Source organism: Streptomyces sp. LARHCF249 (genome assembly GCF_052871255.1).
In genome coordinates this window covers 1-16,035 of record NZ_JBIXJQ010000029.1, presented here as the reverse complement: position 1 = coordinate 16,035, position 16,035 = coordinate 1, and the positions used below count along the sequence as shown (strand labels likewise).

The window sequence follows — 16,035 nt, the reverse complement described above, 5'->3', positions numbered from 1 at the left end:
GAGTACACCTCCACCGTCCGCGAGCCGGACTCACCCGGACCACCCACCGCGACCTGGACACGCACCCCGCCCTGCTCGGGCACCACCAGCGGCGACTCGATCACCAGCTCTTCCAGCACGCCGTAACCGAACTCATCGCCGGCGCGCACCGCGAGATCGACGTACACCGCGGCGGGGACGATCACTGCACCGCTGATCGCGTGATCGGCCAGCCAGGGGTGCGTCCGCAGCGACAGCCGCGAGGTGAGGAGCAGCCCGTCGGACTGCGGCAGCTGCACCGCCGCGCCCAGCAGCGGGTGATCGGCCGCGGCCAGTCCCAGCGAGGCCGCGTCGGTGGCCGATTCTCCCGGCTTGAGCCAGTAGTGCTGGTGGTCGAAGGCGTAGGTCGGCAGGTCCACACGTGCCGACGTCCGCGGCAGGACACCGTTCCAGTCCACGGCCACTCCTCGGACGAACAGCTCGGCCATCGAGGCCATCAGCCGTCGCAGACCGCCGTCCTCGCGCCGCAGCGAGCCCGTCACCAGGGCATCGGTGCCGGTGGTGTCGACGGTCTCGGTGATCGGCTGGACCAGCACCGGATGGGCGCTGACCTCGACGAACACGCCGTGGCCCTGCTCGAGGAGGCCGGCGACGGCCGGGCCGAAGCCGACCTGGCCGCGCAGATTGCGGTACCAGTAATCGCCGTCGAGGACGCCTGCGTCCTTCACCCAGCTGCCGGTGACGGTCGAGTAGAACGGCACCTTCGGCGCCTGCGCCTCGATCCCGGCGAGCGTCTCGGCGAGCGCCTCGCGGATGTCCTCCACGTGCCGGGTGTGCGAGGCATAGTCCACCGCGACCCGCCGGACCCGGACACCTTCGCCGGACAGGGCCTCCAGCGCCTCGTCCAGCGCCTCGGCGTCACCGGCGATGACCACGGAGGACGGCCCGTTGACCGCGGCAACCTCCACACGATCCGCCCACGGCTGGATCCGCGCGACCGCGTCAGCCTCGCTCAGCGCAACCGACGCCATACCGCCACGCCCGGCCAAGTCCTTGGCAATCGCCTGGCTGCGCAGCGCCACCACCCGCGCCGCATCCTCCAGCGACAGCGCACCCGAGACGCACGCGGCCGCGATCTCACCCTGCGAGTGACCCAGCACCGCATCGGCCCTGACCCCGACCGATTCCCACACCGCCGCCAGACCCACCATCACCGCAAAGCTCGCCGGCTGCAGGACATCGACCCGCTCCATCAGCTCGGGCTCGGTCTCACCCCGCAGCACCGCCATCAGCGACCAGTCCGTCCACGGCTCGAGCGCGGCAGCGCACTCCGCGATCCGCTCGGCGAAGACGGGCGAGGAGTCGAGCAGTTCACGGCCCATGCCCGCCCACTGCGAGCCCTGACCCGGGAACACCCACACGACCTTGCCCGGCACACCAGAACCCGTGCTGCCGGATACGACACCGGCCGCGTTCTCGCCCCGGGCCAGCGCCTCCAGCCCGGCCAACGCCTCGTCGCTCGAACCGGCGACGACCACCGCACGGTCTCCGAAGACCGCGCGCTCCGAGACCAGTGCCCCGGCCACGTCCGCCAGCGACACCTCATCGGCGCCTTCGACGAACGCGGCCAGCCGCTCGGCCTGACCGGCCAGGGAGGCGGCGCTGCGCGCCGACACCACCAGCGGCAGCACGCCGGCGGCCGCCCGGGACTGCTCCGCCTCTTCGGCGGCCGCCTCCGGCTCCTCGGGCGCCTCTTCGAGGATCAGATGTGCGTTCGTCCCGCTGATGCCGAACGAGGACACACCGGCCCGGCGCGGGCGGCCGTTCTGCGGCCACTCCCGGGCCTCGGTGAGCAGCTCGATGGCGCCCTCCGACCAGTCCACCTTCGTCGAGGGCTCGTCCACGTGCAGGGTCGCCGGGAGCACCCCGTGCCGCAGCGCCTGCACCATCTTGATCACGCCGGCCACACCCGCGGCGGCCTGCGTGTGACCGAGGTTCGACTTCGACGAACCCAGCCACAACGGCTGCTCGGGATCCCGGTCCCGCCCGTACGTGGCCAGCAGGGCCTGCGCCTCGATCGGGTCGCCCAGGGTCGTACCGGTTCCGTGACCCTCCACCGCGTCGATGTCGGACGGGGAGAGTCCGGCGTTGGCCAGCGCCTTGCGGATCACCCGCTGCTGCGCGGGACCGTTCGGCGCGGTCAGGCCGTTCGACGCGCCGTCCTGGTTCAGCGCGCTGCCGCGCATCACGGCCAGCACCCGGTGTCCGCGTTCCCGCGCCACCGACAGCCGCTCCAGGAGCACCACGCCGACGCCCTCGGACAGCCCCATGCCGTCCGCGCCGTCCGCGTACGCCTTGCACCGCCCGTCGGAGGCGAGGCCCCGCTGCCGGGAGAACGCCATGAAGGTGCCGGGCGTCGCCATCACCATCACACCGCCGGCCAGCGCCAACGAGCAGTCGCCCTGCCGCAGCGCCTGCGCGGCGAGGTGCATGGCGACCAGCGACGAAGAACACCCGGTGTCCACCGACACCGCGGGGCCCTCGAAACCGAATACGTAGGACACACGGCCCGACGCCACACTCGACGCCGTCGCGGCGCCCGCGAAGGCCTCCAGCTCCGGTGCGACCGAACCGCCGCCGGTCCCGTAGCCCTGGTTGGACACCCCGGAGAACACTCCGACGTCGGTGCCCTTCAGCGAGAGGGGGTCGATTCCGGCGCCTTCCAGCGCCTCCCAGGAAGTCTCCAGCAGCAGCCGCTGCTGCGGGTCCATCGCCAGGGCCTCGCGCGGCGAGATCCCGAAGAACCCCGCGTCGAAGAGCCCCGCCTCGTGGACGAATCCGCCCTGGCTGGTGTACGAGGTGCCCGCGCTGTCGGGATCCGGGTCGATCAACGCCTCCAGATCCCAGTGACGGTTGTCGGGGAACTCGGAGACGCTGTCGCGTCCGTCGACCACCAGCTTCCACAGGTCCTCGGGCGAGGACACACCACCGGGGTACCGGCACGCCATGGAGACGATGGCGATGGGCTCCCGCGCCTGGTCCTCGACCTCGCGCAGCCGCTTGCGGGCATCGCGGGCGTCGGCGATGGCCCTCTTGAGGTAGTCGCGGAGTTGTACCTCGTCAGCCACTGAATTCAGCTCCCAGGAAATCGATGTGTGCGTTGCTGTGGGTGGTGGGGGCCCGCACCGTCATGCGGGCGGTACGGCCGGGCCCACCCGGGCCCGGCCGTACGGTCCGGCTCAGTCGAGCTGGTCGAAGATCGCGAACAGGTCCTCGTCGCTGGCGGTTTCGAGGTCCTGGTCGGACGCGTCCGCGGTTCCCGCGGCCCCGGCGGGGCCGCCTGCCGCTTCGGCTGCCTTCAGCAGTTCCCGCAGGCGTACGGCGATCCGGTCGCGGGCCTCCGCATCGGAGGCCGCGGACTGGATGGCCGCGTCCAGACCGGCGAGACCGGCCAGCACCGAATCGGCGGGAGACGCCTGGTCGACCGCGAGCTCGTCGCACAGGTGTCGGGCGAGGGCCAGCGGGGTGGGGTAGTCGAAGACCAGCGTGGCCGGAAGCTTCAGGCCGGTCGCCTCACGCATCCGGTTGCGCAGTTCCACCGAGGTGAGCGAGTCGAACCCGGCGTCCTTGAACGCCGTCTCCGCCCGGACCCCCTCCAGCCCGGCATGCCCGAGCACGACCGCGATCTGGGCACGGACCAGGTCAAGAAGCAGCGCCTCCTGCTCTGCCGCACCGAGCCCGGCAAGCCGGTCGGACAGCTGCCGACGGTCGTCGCCTGCGGCGACCGCCTGCGCCTGCTGGCGGCCGGCTCGCACCAGGCCGCGCAGCAGGTGCGGAACCCCGCCACTGGCCGCCGCGTCCGCACGCGCGGCCCGCAGGTCCAGCTTGACCGGCACCAGCAGCGCCTGACCGGACCCCAGGGCCGCACCGAAGAGCTCCATGCCCTCGGCGGCCTTGAGCGCCGTGATTCCCCCGCGTCCCTCACGCCGGCTCATCTGAGCCTTGGTGAGGTCGTCGATGGTGTCCCCCAGGTTGGTGGCCGTCTGCCACGGGCCCCAGGCCAGCGAGAGACCCGGCAGGCCGGCGGCCCGACGGTGCGCCATCAACCCGTCCAGGAAAGCATTCGCTGCGGCGTATCCGCCACTACCAGCTCCCATAAAGACAGACGACGCGGAGGAGTAGACGATGAAGGCGTCGAGGTCCATATCGCGGGTCAGTTCGTCGAGGTGCTGCACCGCGTTGACCTTCGGCGCGTACACCGCCGCCAGCCGCTCCGGGGTCAGCGCCCCGATCACGCCTGCGTCGAACACACCGGCGGTGTGGATCACACCGGTCAGGCGGTGCTCGGCCGGAATCGAGGCCAGCAGGGCCTCGACCTGGCCGCGGTCGGACACGTCACAGGCCGCCACCGACACCGCGGCGCCCCGTTCGGTGAGTTCGGCGACGAGTTCCGCCACGCCCTCGGCGTCCGGACCCCGGCGGCTGGCCAGCATCAGATGCCGGACGCCCTGCCGGGTGACCAGGTGACGCGCAGCCAGGGCACCCAGCGAGCCGCCACCCGAGACCAGGACCGTGCCTTCCGGCCCGAACACAGCGGAACCGTCCGGCTCCTGACCGGTGACCCGGACGAGCCGGGGGACGGTGAGGGTGGTTCCGCGCACCGCGATCTGCGGCTCGCCGCCGGCCAGCACCTCACCCAGAACGGATTCCACTCCGTCACCGGAGGCCGGGTCGGCGTCGACCAGGACGATCCGGTCGGGGTTCTCCGACTGGGCGGCACGGACCAGACCCCACACCGCCGAACCGGCCGGGTCGCTCACCGCACCGTCACCGGCGGGCACCGCGCCCCGGGTCGCGACCACCAGCCGCGACTCCTCCAGCCCGGTCCCGGCCAGCCACGCCTGGACGACCTCCAGTACGTGGGAGGACAAGGCCAGTACGGCGTCCTCGGTGTCGCCGCCGACCGCGTCCAGCACCGCTGCCGCCGGAACTCCGCGGCCCGATGCCACGTCGTCGGCCAGGGCCGCGACGTCGTCCGCCGTGGCCACCGGCACCCACCAGGGCGCAGGGTCCACCCCGGTGGCCGGGGGCAGCTCGGTCCACTCCACGCCGAACATGGAGGAGCGGCTCTCGTCCGCGGCGGCATCCAACTGCTCCACGGACACGGGCCGGGACACGAGCGAGTCCATCGTCACCACGAGGGCGCCGGTCGCGTCGGCGGCCTCGACCGACAGCGCGTCCGGGCCGGCCGGGGCGACCCGTACCCGCAGGGCCGAGGCACCGGCGGCGTGCAGGACGAGGCCGTTCCACGCGAACGCCAACACCGCGCCGCGGGGTTCATCGTCCGCCGCGCCCGCCGCAGTACCGGCGGTGCCGGCCTGCAGGGCCGCGTCCAGCAGGGCGGGGTGGATGCCGAACGCGGCGGCCTCCTTGCGGTGCTCCTCGGGCAGGGCGACCTCGGCGAAGACCTCCTCGCCGCGTCGCCACACCGCTTGCACGCCCTGGAAGGCGGGACCGTAGTCGAATCCGCTCTCGGCCAGGTCGGCGTATAGGTTTCCGACCTCGACCGGCTGCGCACCGGCCGGCGGCCAGGCGGTGAAGTCGAACCCGGTGCCACGCGCCTGAACCGACGCCGACAGCTGACCCGTGGCGTGCCGCGTCCACACGTCCGCGCCACCCTCATCAGCGGCGTCCTCGCGCTGGGAGTAGACCTCCACCGTGCGCGAGCCGTTCGCACCCGGACCGCCGACCGCGACCTGGACGCGTACGCCGCCCTGCTCGGGCACCACCAGCGGTGCCTCGATCACGAGCTCTTCCAGCACACCGCACCCGGCCTCGTCACCGGCCCGAACGGCCAGCTCCAGCAGCCCGGTGCCCGGAAGGAGCACCACGCCGCCGATCGCGTGGTCGGCCAGCCAGGGGTGCGACCGCAGCGACAGCCGGGAGGTGAAGACCAGCCCGTCCGACTGCGGTAGGCGAACGACCGCACCCAGGAGCGGGTGATCGGCTCCGGCCAGGCCCAGCGAGGCCGCGTCGGTGGCCGACTCGCCCGGCTGGAGCCAGTAGTGCTGGTGGTCGAAGGCGTACGTCGGCAGCTCCACCCGTACCGCCGGCTGCGGCAGGACACCGTTCCAGTCCACGGCCACACCGCGGACGAACAGCTCGGCCATCGAGACGAGGAGTCGGCGCAGACCGCCGTCCTCACGCCGCAGCGACCCGGTCACCACCACATCGGCGTGACGGTCGTCGACGCTCTCGGTGATCGGCTGGACCAGCACCGGGTGGGCGCTGACCTCGACGAACACGCCGTGGCCCTGCTCGAGGAGGCCGGCGACGGCCGGGCCGAAGCCCACCTGGCCGCGCAGGTTCCGGTACCAGTAATCGCCGTCGAGTACGCCTGCGTCCTCGATCCAGGTGCCGGTGACGGTCGAGTAGAACGGCACCTTCGGCGCCTGGGCATCGATCCCGGCGAGCGCCTCGGCGAGGGCGTCGCGGATGTCCTCCACGTGCCGGGTGTGCGAGGCGTAGTCCACCGCAACGCGACGGACCCGGACACCTTCGCCGGACAGGGCCTCCAGCGCCTCGTCCAACGCCTCCGCGTCACCGGCAATGACCACCGACGACGGGCCGTTGACCGCGGCGACCTCCACCCGGTCAGCCCACGGCTGGATCCGCGCGACCGCGTCAGCCTCGCTCAGCGCGACCGAGGCCATACCGCCACGCCCGGCCAGGTCCTTGGCGATGGCCTGGCTGCGCAGCGCCACCACCCGCGCCGCGTCCTGCAGGGACAGCGCCCCGGCCACACAAGCGGCCGCGATCTCACCCTGCGAGTGACCCAGCACCGCGTCGGGCTCGACGCCCACGGACTGCCACACCGCCGCCAGACCGACCATCACCGCGAAGCTCGCCGGCTGCAGGACGTCGACCCGCTCCATCAGCTCGGGAGCGGTCTCGCCGCGCAGCACCGCCATCAGCGACCAGTCGGTCCACGGCTCCAGAGCGGCCGCGCATTCGGCGATCCGCTCGGCGAAGACCGGGGAGGACTCGAGGAGTTCGCGGCCCATGCCCGCCCACTGCGAACCCTGGCCCGGGAACACCCATACGACCTTGCCGGGCGCACCAGAACCCGTGCTGCCGGTCACGACACCGGCCGCGCTCTCGCCCCGGGCCAGTGCCCGCAGCCCCGGCAGGGCTTCCTCGGTCGAGTCGGCCAGGATGACCGCGCGCTCGCCGAAGACCGCCCGGTCGGACACCAGTGCCCCGGCGACACCCGCGAGCGACACCCCGTCGGTGTTCTCGACGAACGCCGCCAGCCGCTCGGCCTGACCCGCCAGGGAGGCGGCGCTGCGCGCCGACACCACCAGCGGCAGCACGCCGGCGGCCGCCCGGGGCGGCTGCGTCGCTTCGGCAGCCGACACCGCTTCCCCGGGCGCCTCTTCGAGGATCAGGTGTGCGTTCGTCCCGCTGATGCCGAACGAGGACACACCGGCCCGGCGCGGGCGGCCGTTCTGCGGCCACTGCCGGGCCTCGGTGAGCAGTTCGATGGCGCCCTCCGACCAGTCCACCTGGGTCGTGGGCTCCTCAGCGTGCAGCGTCGGGGGCATGACGCCGTGTCGCAGCGCCTGCACCATCTTGATCACACCGGCCACGCCGGCCGCGGCCTGCGAGTGGCCGATGTTCGACTTCAACGAGCCCAGCCACAGCGGCTGCTCCGGATTGCGGTTCCGCCCGTAGGTCGCCAGCAGGGCCTGCGCCTCGATCGGGTCGCCCAGAGCCGTACCGGTTCCGTGGCCTTCCACCACGTCCACATCGGCCGGGGAAAGCCCGGCGCTGTCCAGTGCCTTGCGGATCACCCGCTGCTGCGAGGGACCGTTCGGCGCCGTCAGACCGTTGGAAGCACCGTCCTGGTTCACGGCGCTGCCGCGCAGCACCGCCAGCACCCGGTGGCCGCGCTCGCGCGCCACCGACAGCCGCTCCAGCAGCACCACGCCGACGCCCTCGGACAGCACCGTGCCGTCCGCGCCGTCCGCGTACGCCTTGCACCGCCCATCGGAGGCGAGGCCCCGCTGGCGGGAGAACGCCGTGAAGCCGCCGGGCGATGCCATGACCATCGCGCCTCCGGCGAGCGCCATCGAGCACTCGCCCTGCCGCAGCGCCTGCGCCGCCAGATGCATGGCCACGAGCGAGGACGAGCACGCGGTGTCGACGGTGACCGCCGGGCCCTCGAGGCCCAGCACGTACGACACCCGGCCGGACGCCACGCTCGACACCGACCCGGTGACCGCGAAGCCCTCCAGTTCCGGCGCGTCCGCACCGACCCCGTAGCCCTGGCCGGACACTCCGGAGAACACCCCGACGTCGGTGCCCTTCAGTGAGTTCGGGTCGATTCCGGCGCCTTCCAGCGCCTCCCAGGACGTCTCCAGCAGCAGCCGCTGCTGGGGGTCCATGGCGAGGGCCTCACGCGGCGAGATCCCGAAGAAGCCGGCGTCGAAGAGCCCCGCCTCGTGGAGGAACCCGCCCTTGCTGGTGTACGAGGTGCCCGCGCTGTCGGGGTCCGCGTCGAAGAGGCCCTCCAGGTCCCAGCCGCGGTCCTCGGGGAAGGACGACACCGCGTCCCGGCCCTCGGACACCAGCCGCCACAAGTCCTCCGGCCCGGCCACGCCACCCGGCAGGCGGCAGGCCATCCCGACGATCGCGAGCGGTTCACCCGCATCGGCCGCCACGGCCGCGGGTGCCACCGGCACGGGAGCCACGTCACCGAACTCCTCGCGCAGGTAGCGGGCGAGGGCCAGCGGGGTGGGGTAGTCGAAGACCAGCGTGGCGGGAAGCTTGAGACCGGTCGCCTCACGGAGGCGGTTGCGCAGTTCCACCGAGGTGAGCGAGTCGAAGCCGACGTCCTTGAACGCCATCTCCGGCCGGACGCCCTCCGGCCCGGCGTGGCCGAGTACGACCGCGGCCTGCGCACGTACCACCTCGAGCAGCAGTGCGTCCTGTTCTGCCGAGGTGAGCCCGGCCAGGCGACCGGCCAGCCCGCCGTCCGTGGCGGAGGCCGCCCGCGCGACCTGCCGGCCCGCCCGTACCAGGCCCCGGAGCAGGTGCGGGACTCCCCCGCCGGCTCCGGCCTGGCTGCGCAGCGTCCGCAGGTCCAGCTTGATCGGCACCAGCAGCGCCCGGTCCGCGTGCAGGCCGGCGTCGAAGAGGTCCATGCCCTCGGCCGCCGTGATCTCCAGCACGCCACTGCGGCTCGCCCGGGCCTGGTCGACGTCGCCGAGGTGGGCGGCCATGCCGAGGGTCCGCTCCCACAGGCCCCAGGCGAGCGAGATGCCCGGCAGGCCCGCCGCCCAGCGGTCGGCCATCAGTCCGTCGAGGAAGGCGTTCGCCGCCGCGTAGTTGCCCTGGGCGCCACCTCCGAACACTCCTGCGACGGACGAGTAGACGATGAAGGCGTCGAGGTCCAGGCCGCGGGTCAGCTCGTCGAGGTGGCGTACCGCGTCCACCTTCGGAGCGAACACGCCGGCCAGCCGCTCCGGGGTCAGCGCCCCGATCACGCCGTCATCGAAGACGCCCGCGGTGTGGATCACACCGGTCAGCCGGTGCTCGGCCGGAATCGAGGCCAGCAGGGCCTCGACCTGGCCGCGGTCGGACACGTCACACGCCGCCACCGTCACCGCGGCACCTTGTTCGGTGAGTTCGGCGACCAGCTCCTGGGCACCGCCGGCGTCCGTACCCCGACGGCTGGCCAGCACCAGGTGCCGCACCCCGTGCCGGGTGACCAGGTGACGGGCGACGAGAGCACCCAGGGCGCCGGTACCGCCGGTGACCAGGACCGTGCCGTCCGGCCGGAACACCGCGGGGACGTCCGGGACCTCACCGCCGGCCCGGACGAGCCGGGGCACGGTGAGGGTCGTCCCGCGTACGGCGACCTGCGGCTCGCCGCAGGCCAGCACCGCGCCCAGCACCGGCTCCGCATCGCCTTCGGCAGCGGGGTCGGCGTCGAGCAGGACGATCCGGTCGGGGTTCTCGGCCTGGGCTGCACGCACCAGGCCCCATACCGCCGCTCCGGCCGGGTCGCTCACCATGCCGTCACCGGCGGGAACCGCGCCGCGGGTCATCACGACCAGCTGCGACTCCTCCAGCTCGCTGGCGGTGAGCCACGCCTGCAGGATCTCCAGCACGTGGGAGGACAGGGCCAGTACGGCGTCCTCGGCGTCACCGCCGAGCGCTTCCAGGACCGCGACCGCCGGCGCTCCGGCGTTCTCGGCCAGGGCCGCGACGTCGTCAGCCGTGGCCACCGGCACCCACCGCGGTGAGGGCTCCGACCCTTCGGCCGTGGACAGCTCGGTCCACTCCACCCCGAACAGCGAGTCGGCGACCATCGTGTCCGCCGCCGTCTCCAACTGCTCGGCGGACACCGGCCGGGACACCAGGGAGTCCATCGTCACCACGAGGCCGCCGGTCGCGTCGGCGGCCTCGACCGACAGCGCGTCCGGGCCGACCGGGGCGACTCGTACCCGCAGGGCCGAGGCACCGGCGGCGTGCAGGACGAGGCCGTTCCAGGCGAACGCCAGCACCGCCTCCCCGGCTTCCTCCTCGGCCGTGCCCGCCCGCGTGACGAAGGTGCCGGCCTGCAGGGCCGCGTCCAGCAGCGCCGGGTGGAGGCCGTACCTGGCGGCCTCCTTGCGCTGCTCCTCGGGCAGGGCGACCTCGGCGAAGACCTCCTCGCCGCGGCGCCACACCGCCCGCAGACCCTGGAACGCCGGACCGTAGCCGAAACCGCTCTCGGCCAGACCGGCGTAGAAGTCCCCGACCTCGACGGGCTGCGCACCCGGCGGCGGCCACGCGGCGAAGTCGAACGTCTGCCCCGTCCCCTGTGCGGGCGCGGCGGCCAGCATGCCGGTGGCGTGCCGCGTCCAGGCGTCCGCGCCGCCCTCGTCGGCCACGTCCTCGCGCTGGGAGTAGACCTCCACCGTGCGCGAGCCGTTAACAGCCGGACCGCCGACGGCGACCTGGACGCGTATGCCGCCGTGCTGGGGAACGACCAGCGGTGCCTCGATCACCAGCTCCTCGAGGACACCGCACCCGGCCTCGTCGCCGGCGCGTACCGCGAGCTCCAGCAGCCCGGTGCCCGGAAGGAGCACCACGCCGCCGATCGCGTGGTCGGCCAGCCAGGGGTGCGTCCGCAGCGACAGCCGCGAGGTGAAGACCAGCCCGTCCGACTGCGGCAGGCGAACGACCGCACCCAGGAGCGGGTGATCGGCCGTCGCCTGGCCCAGCGAGGCGGCGTCCGTGGCCGATTCTCCCGGCTTGAGCCAGTAGTGCTGGTGGTCGAAGGCGTACGTCGGCAGGTCCACCCGCCGGGATCCCGCCGGCTGCGGCAGGGCACCGTTCCAGTCGAGCGCGATACCCCGCACGAACAGCTCGGCCATCGAGGCGAGGAGTCGGCGCGGACCGCCGTCCTCGCGCCGCAGCGAGCCCGTCACCAGGGCATCGCTGCCGGTGGTGTCGACGGTCTCGGTGATCGGCTGGACCAGCACCGGATGGGCACTGACCTCGACGAACACGCCATGGCCCTGGGCCAGAAGGTCCGCAACGCCCGGGCCGAAGCCGACCTGGCCGCGCAGGTTCCGGTACCAGTAATCGCCGTCGAGGACGCCTGCGTCCTTCACCCAGCTGCCGGTGACGGTCGAGTAGAACGGAACCTTGGGCGCCTGCGCCTCGATCCCGGCGAGCGTCTCGGCGAGCGCGTCGCGGATGTCCTCCACGTGCCGGGTGTGCGAGGCGTAGTCCACCGCAACGCGTCGCACGCGGACACCTTCGCCGGACAGGGCCTCCAGGGCCTCGTCCAGCGCCTCGGCGTCACCGGCGATGACCACGGAGGACGGGCCGTTGACCGCGGCGACCTCCACACGATCCGCCCACGGCTGGATCCGCGCGACCGCCTCGTCGGCGCTCAGCGCGACCGAGGCCATACCGCCACGCCCGGCCAGGTCCTTGGCGATGGCCTGGCTGCGCAGCGCCACGACACGCGCCGCATCCGCGAGCGAGAGCCCACCCGAGACGCACGCGGCGGCGATCTCACCCTGCGAGTGACCGAGCACCGCATCGGGCTCGACGCCCACGGACTGCCACACCGCGGCCAGACCGACCATCACGGCGAAGCTGGCCGGCTGCAGGACGTCGACCCGCTCCATCAGCTCGGGAGGAGTCTCGCCGCGCAGTACGTCGATCAGCGACCAGTCGGTCCACGGCTCCAGAGCGGCCGCGCATTCGGCGATCCGCTCGGCGAAGACCGGCGAGGAGTCGAGGAGTTCACGGCCCATGCCCGCCCACTGCGAGCCCTGACCCGGGAACACCCACACGACCTTGCCCGGCTTGCTCGAGCCGGCCGCGCTGCCGGACACCACACCGGGCGCGTTCTCGCCGCGCGCCAGCGCCTGCAGCCCGGCCAGTGCCTCTTCGTTCGAACCCGCGAGCACCACCGCGCGGTCGGTCAGCAGCGCACGGTCGGAGACCAGTGCGCCGGCCACGTCCGCCAGCGAAACCTTGTCGGCGGAGTTCTCGACGAACGCGGCCAGCCGCCCGGCCTGACCCGCCAGGGAGGCGGCGCTGCGCGCCGACACCACCAGCGGCACGACACCCGCAGGCGCCTGCTCCGCCGAGACGGGCGCGGCCTCCTCCGGCGGCGCCTCCTCCAGGATCAGGTGCGCGTTCGTCCCGCTGACGCCGAAGGCGGACACGCCGGCCCGGCGCGGGCGGCCGTTCTGCGGCCACTCCCGCGCCTCGGTCAGCAGCTCCACCGCACCGGCGGACCAGTCCACCTGGGGGGTGGGCGCGTCCACGTGCAGGGTCGCGGGCAGTACTCCGTGCCGCAGCGCCTGCACCATCTTGATGACACCGGCCACACCGGCAGCCGCCTGCGTGTGACCGAGGTTCGACTTCAGGGAGCCCAGCCACAGCGGCTGCTGGGGGTCCCGGTCCCGGCCGTAGGTGGCGAGCAGGGCCTGCGCCTCGATGGGGTCGCCCAGGGTCGTACCCGTTCCGTGCGCCTCCACCGCGTCCACGTCGGACGGGGAGAGTCCGGCGCCGGCCAGCGCCTTGCGGATCACCCGCTGCTGCGCGGGACCGTTCGGGGCGGTCAGGCCGTTCGACGCGCCGTCCTGGTTCACGGCGCTGCCGCGCAGCACCGCCAGCACCCGGTGCCCGCGCTCACGCGCCACCGACAGCCGCTCCAGCACCACCACACCGGCGCCCTCGGCCCAGCCGGTGCCGTCGGCCGACGAGGAGAACGCTTTGCAGCGCCCGTCGGCGGCCAGGCCGCGCTGCCGGGAGAACTCCACGAAGGCGCCGGGCGTCGCCATCACCGTCGCGCCGCCGGCGAGTGCCATCGAGCACTCGCCCTGCCGCAGCGCCTGCGCCGCCAGGTGCATCGCGACCAGCGAGGACGAACAGGCGGTGTCGACGGTGACGGCCGGGCCCTCGAGGCCGAGCACGTACGACACGCGGCCGGACGCCACGCTCGACAGCGTGCCCGTGACCGCGAAACCCTCGGCCTCCGGCGCGTCCGCGCCGGCCCCGTAGCCCTGAGTGGACGTTCCGGAGAACACCCCGACATCGGTGCCCTTCAGCGAGACCGGGTCGATGCCGGCGGCCTCCAGCGCCTCCCAGGAGGCCTCCAGCAGCAGCCGCTGCTGCGGGTCCATCGCCAGCGCCTCGCGCGGCGAGATCCCGAAGAACCCCGCGTCGAACTGCGGTGCCTCGTGGAGGAAGCCGCCCTTGCTGGTGTACGAGGTACCCGCGTTGTCGGGATCCTCGTCGAACAGGCCCTCCAGGTCCCAGCCGCGGTCCTCGGGGAAGGACGACACCGCGTCCTGGCCCTCGGACACCAACCGCCACAAGTCCTCCGGCCCCGCCACGCCCCCCGGCAAACGGCACGCCATTCCCACGATCGCTATCGGCTCGCGGGAAGCGCCGAGGAGCTGGCGGTTCTGCTTCTTCAGCGAACCGACTTCTTCGAGCGACTTCCTTAGGGCCTCGACGACCTTTTCATACGACGCACTCACTTAACTGCCCCAATCATTAGCGGTTTCGAAGGATTTTCAGTCGCCGAGCGCCATGTGAACGAGGTCATCGACACCCAGCTCGGCGATCGCCCTTTCCTCGTCGGCCTCGTCCGTTGCGCCGATTTCCAGATCGCCGTCGCCGAGGGCGACCAGCTTGACCAGGGCATCCATCAATCCGGCTTCCCGGAACCGGGCCAGCGGGAGGGATGCGAGTGCGTTCCGCAGCCGTTCCTCGTCCACTGCCATGTCATTCGCGTCGCTGTCCGGGAGCAATTCGTGGTGCAGGTGGCGGGCGAGTGCCAGCGGCGTCGGATAGTCGAAGATCAGCGTGGCCGGAAGCTTCAGACCGGTCGCCTCGCACAGCCCGTTGCGCAGGGCCACCGAAGTGAGCGAATCGAATCCCGCTTCCTTGAACGCCGTCTCCGCCCCGACACCGTCCGGCCCGGCGTGCCCGAGCACGACCGCGGCCTGAGCACGCACCAGATCGAGAAGCAGTTCTTCCTGTTCTGCCGCGGTGAGCCCGGCCAGGCGACGGATCAGCCCGCCGTCCGTGGCGGTGGCCGCCCGCGCGACCTGCCGGCCCGCCCGTACCAGGCCGCGCAGCAGGTGGGGGAGTTCCCCGCCGGCCGCGGCCTGGGTGCGCAGCTTCCGCAGGTCCAGCTTGATCGGCACCAGCAGCGCCTGGCCGGTCGCGACAGCGGCATCGAAGAGCTCCGTGCCTTCCGCCGCCGCCAGCCGCAGACCCCCCTGGCCGGTGGTCTGCTGCCACTGGCCCCAGGCCAGCGACTGTCCGGGCAGGCCCGCCGCCCGACGGCGGTCCATCAGTCCGTCGAGGAAGGCGTTCGCCGCCGCGTAGTTGCCCTGTCCGGCCGAGCCCATGAGCGAGGCGGCGGACGAGAACACGATGAAGGCGTCGAGGTCCAGGCTCCGGGTCAGCTCGTCGAGGTGCTGCACCGCGTTCACCTTCGGCGCGAATGCCGTCTGCAGCTGCTCAGGGGTCAGCGCCCCGATCACGCCGTCATCGAACACGCCCGCGGTGTGGATCACACCGGTCAGCCGGTGCTCGGCCGGGACCGAGGCCAGCAGGGCCTCGACCTGGCCGCGTTCGGAGACGTCACACGCCGCGACCGACACGACCGCACCCTGTTCGGTGAGTTCGGCGACCAGTTCCTGCGCGCCCTCGGCATCCGGACCCTGCCGGCCGGCGAGTACGAGACTGCGTACGCCGTGCCGGGTGACGAGGTGACGGGCCACCAGAGCACCCAGGGTGCCGGTACCGCCCGTGATCAGGACCGTGCCTTCCGGCCCGAACACCGCGGAGTCGTCCGGGACCTCGCCGGTGACCCGGACGAGCCGGGGGACGGAGAGGGCCGTTCCGCGTACCGCGATCTGCGGCTCGCCGCAGGCCAGCACCGAACTCAGTACGAGCTCCAGATTGCCTTCGGCAGCGGGGTCGGTGTCGAGCAGGACGATCCGGCCGGGGTTCTCGACCTGCGCGGCGCGCACCAGACCCCATACCGCCGAACCGGCCGGGTCGCTGACCACGCCGTCACCGGCGGGAACCGCGCCACGGGTCACCACGACCAGCTGCGACTCCTCCAGTCCGGTTCCGGCCAGCCAGGCCTGGAGGACCTCCAGCACTCGGGAGGTGACCCCCAGTACCGCGTCCTCACCGTCGCCGCCGACCGCTTCCAGCAGCGCCACCGCCGGAACGTCGGCGCTCTCGGCCAGGGCCGCCACGTCGTCGGCCGTGGTCACCGGCACCCACCAGGGAGAGGGCTCCGCAACGTCAGCCGGGGCCAGCTCGGTCCACTCCACGCCGTACAGCGAGTTGGCGACCGCCGTGTCCGCCACCGTCTCCAGCTCCTTGACGGACACCGGACGGGACACCACCGAGTCCACCGTCAGGACCGGGCCACCGGTCGCGTCGGCAGCCTCCACCGACAGCGCATCCGGACCGGCCGGTACCAGCCGCACCCGCAGGGCCGAAGCACCC

The 16,035-nt window shown here is 73.0% G+C and carries 2 protein-coding genes and 1 pseudogene; all 3 read right to left on the bottom strand.

Annotated elements, in window-relative coordinates; genetic code table 11:
* Positions 1-3,083: pseudogene (locus ACIPUC_RS37115) on the bottom strand (type I polyketide synthase); the annotation flags it as partial.
* Between the two features lie 135 nt (positions 3,084-3,218).
* Complete coding sequence (locus ACIPUC_RS37110; RefSeq protein WP_446594848.1) at positions 3,219-14,039, bottom strand: type I polyketide synthase; 10,821 nt, start codon at positions 14,037-14,039, stop codon at positions 3,219-3,221.
* Between the two features lie 36 nt (positions 14,040-14,075).
* Positions 14,076-16,035: type I polyketide synthase (locus ACIPUC_RS37105; RefSeq protein WP_446594846.1), on the bottom strand; the 1,960-nt coding region annotated here is incomplete at its 5' end.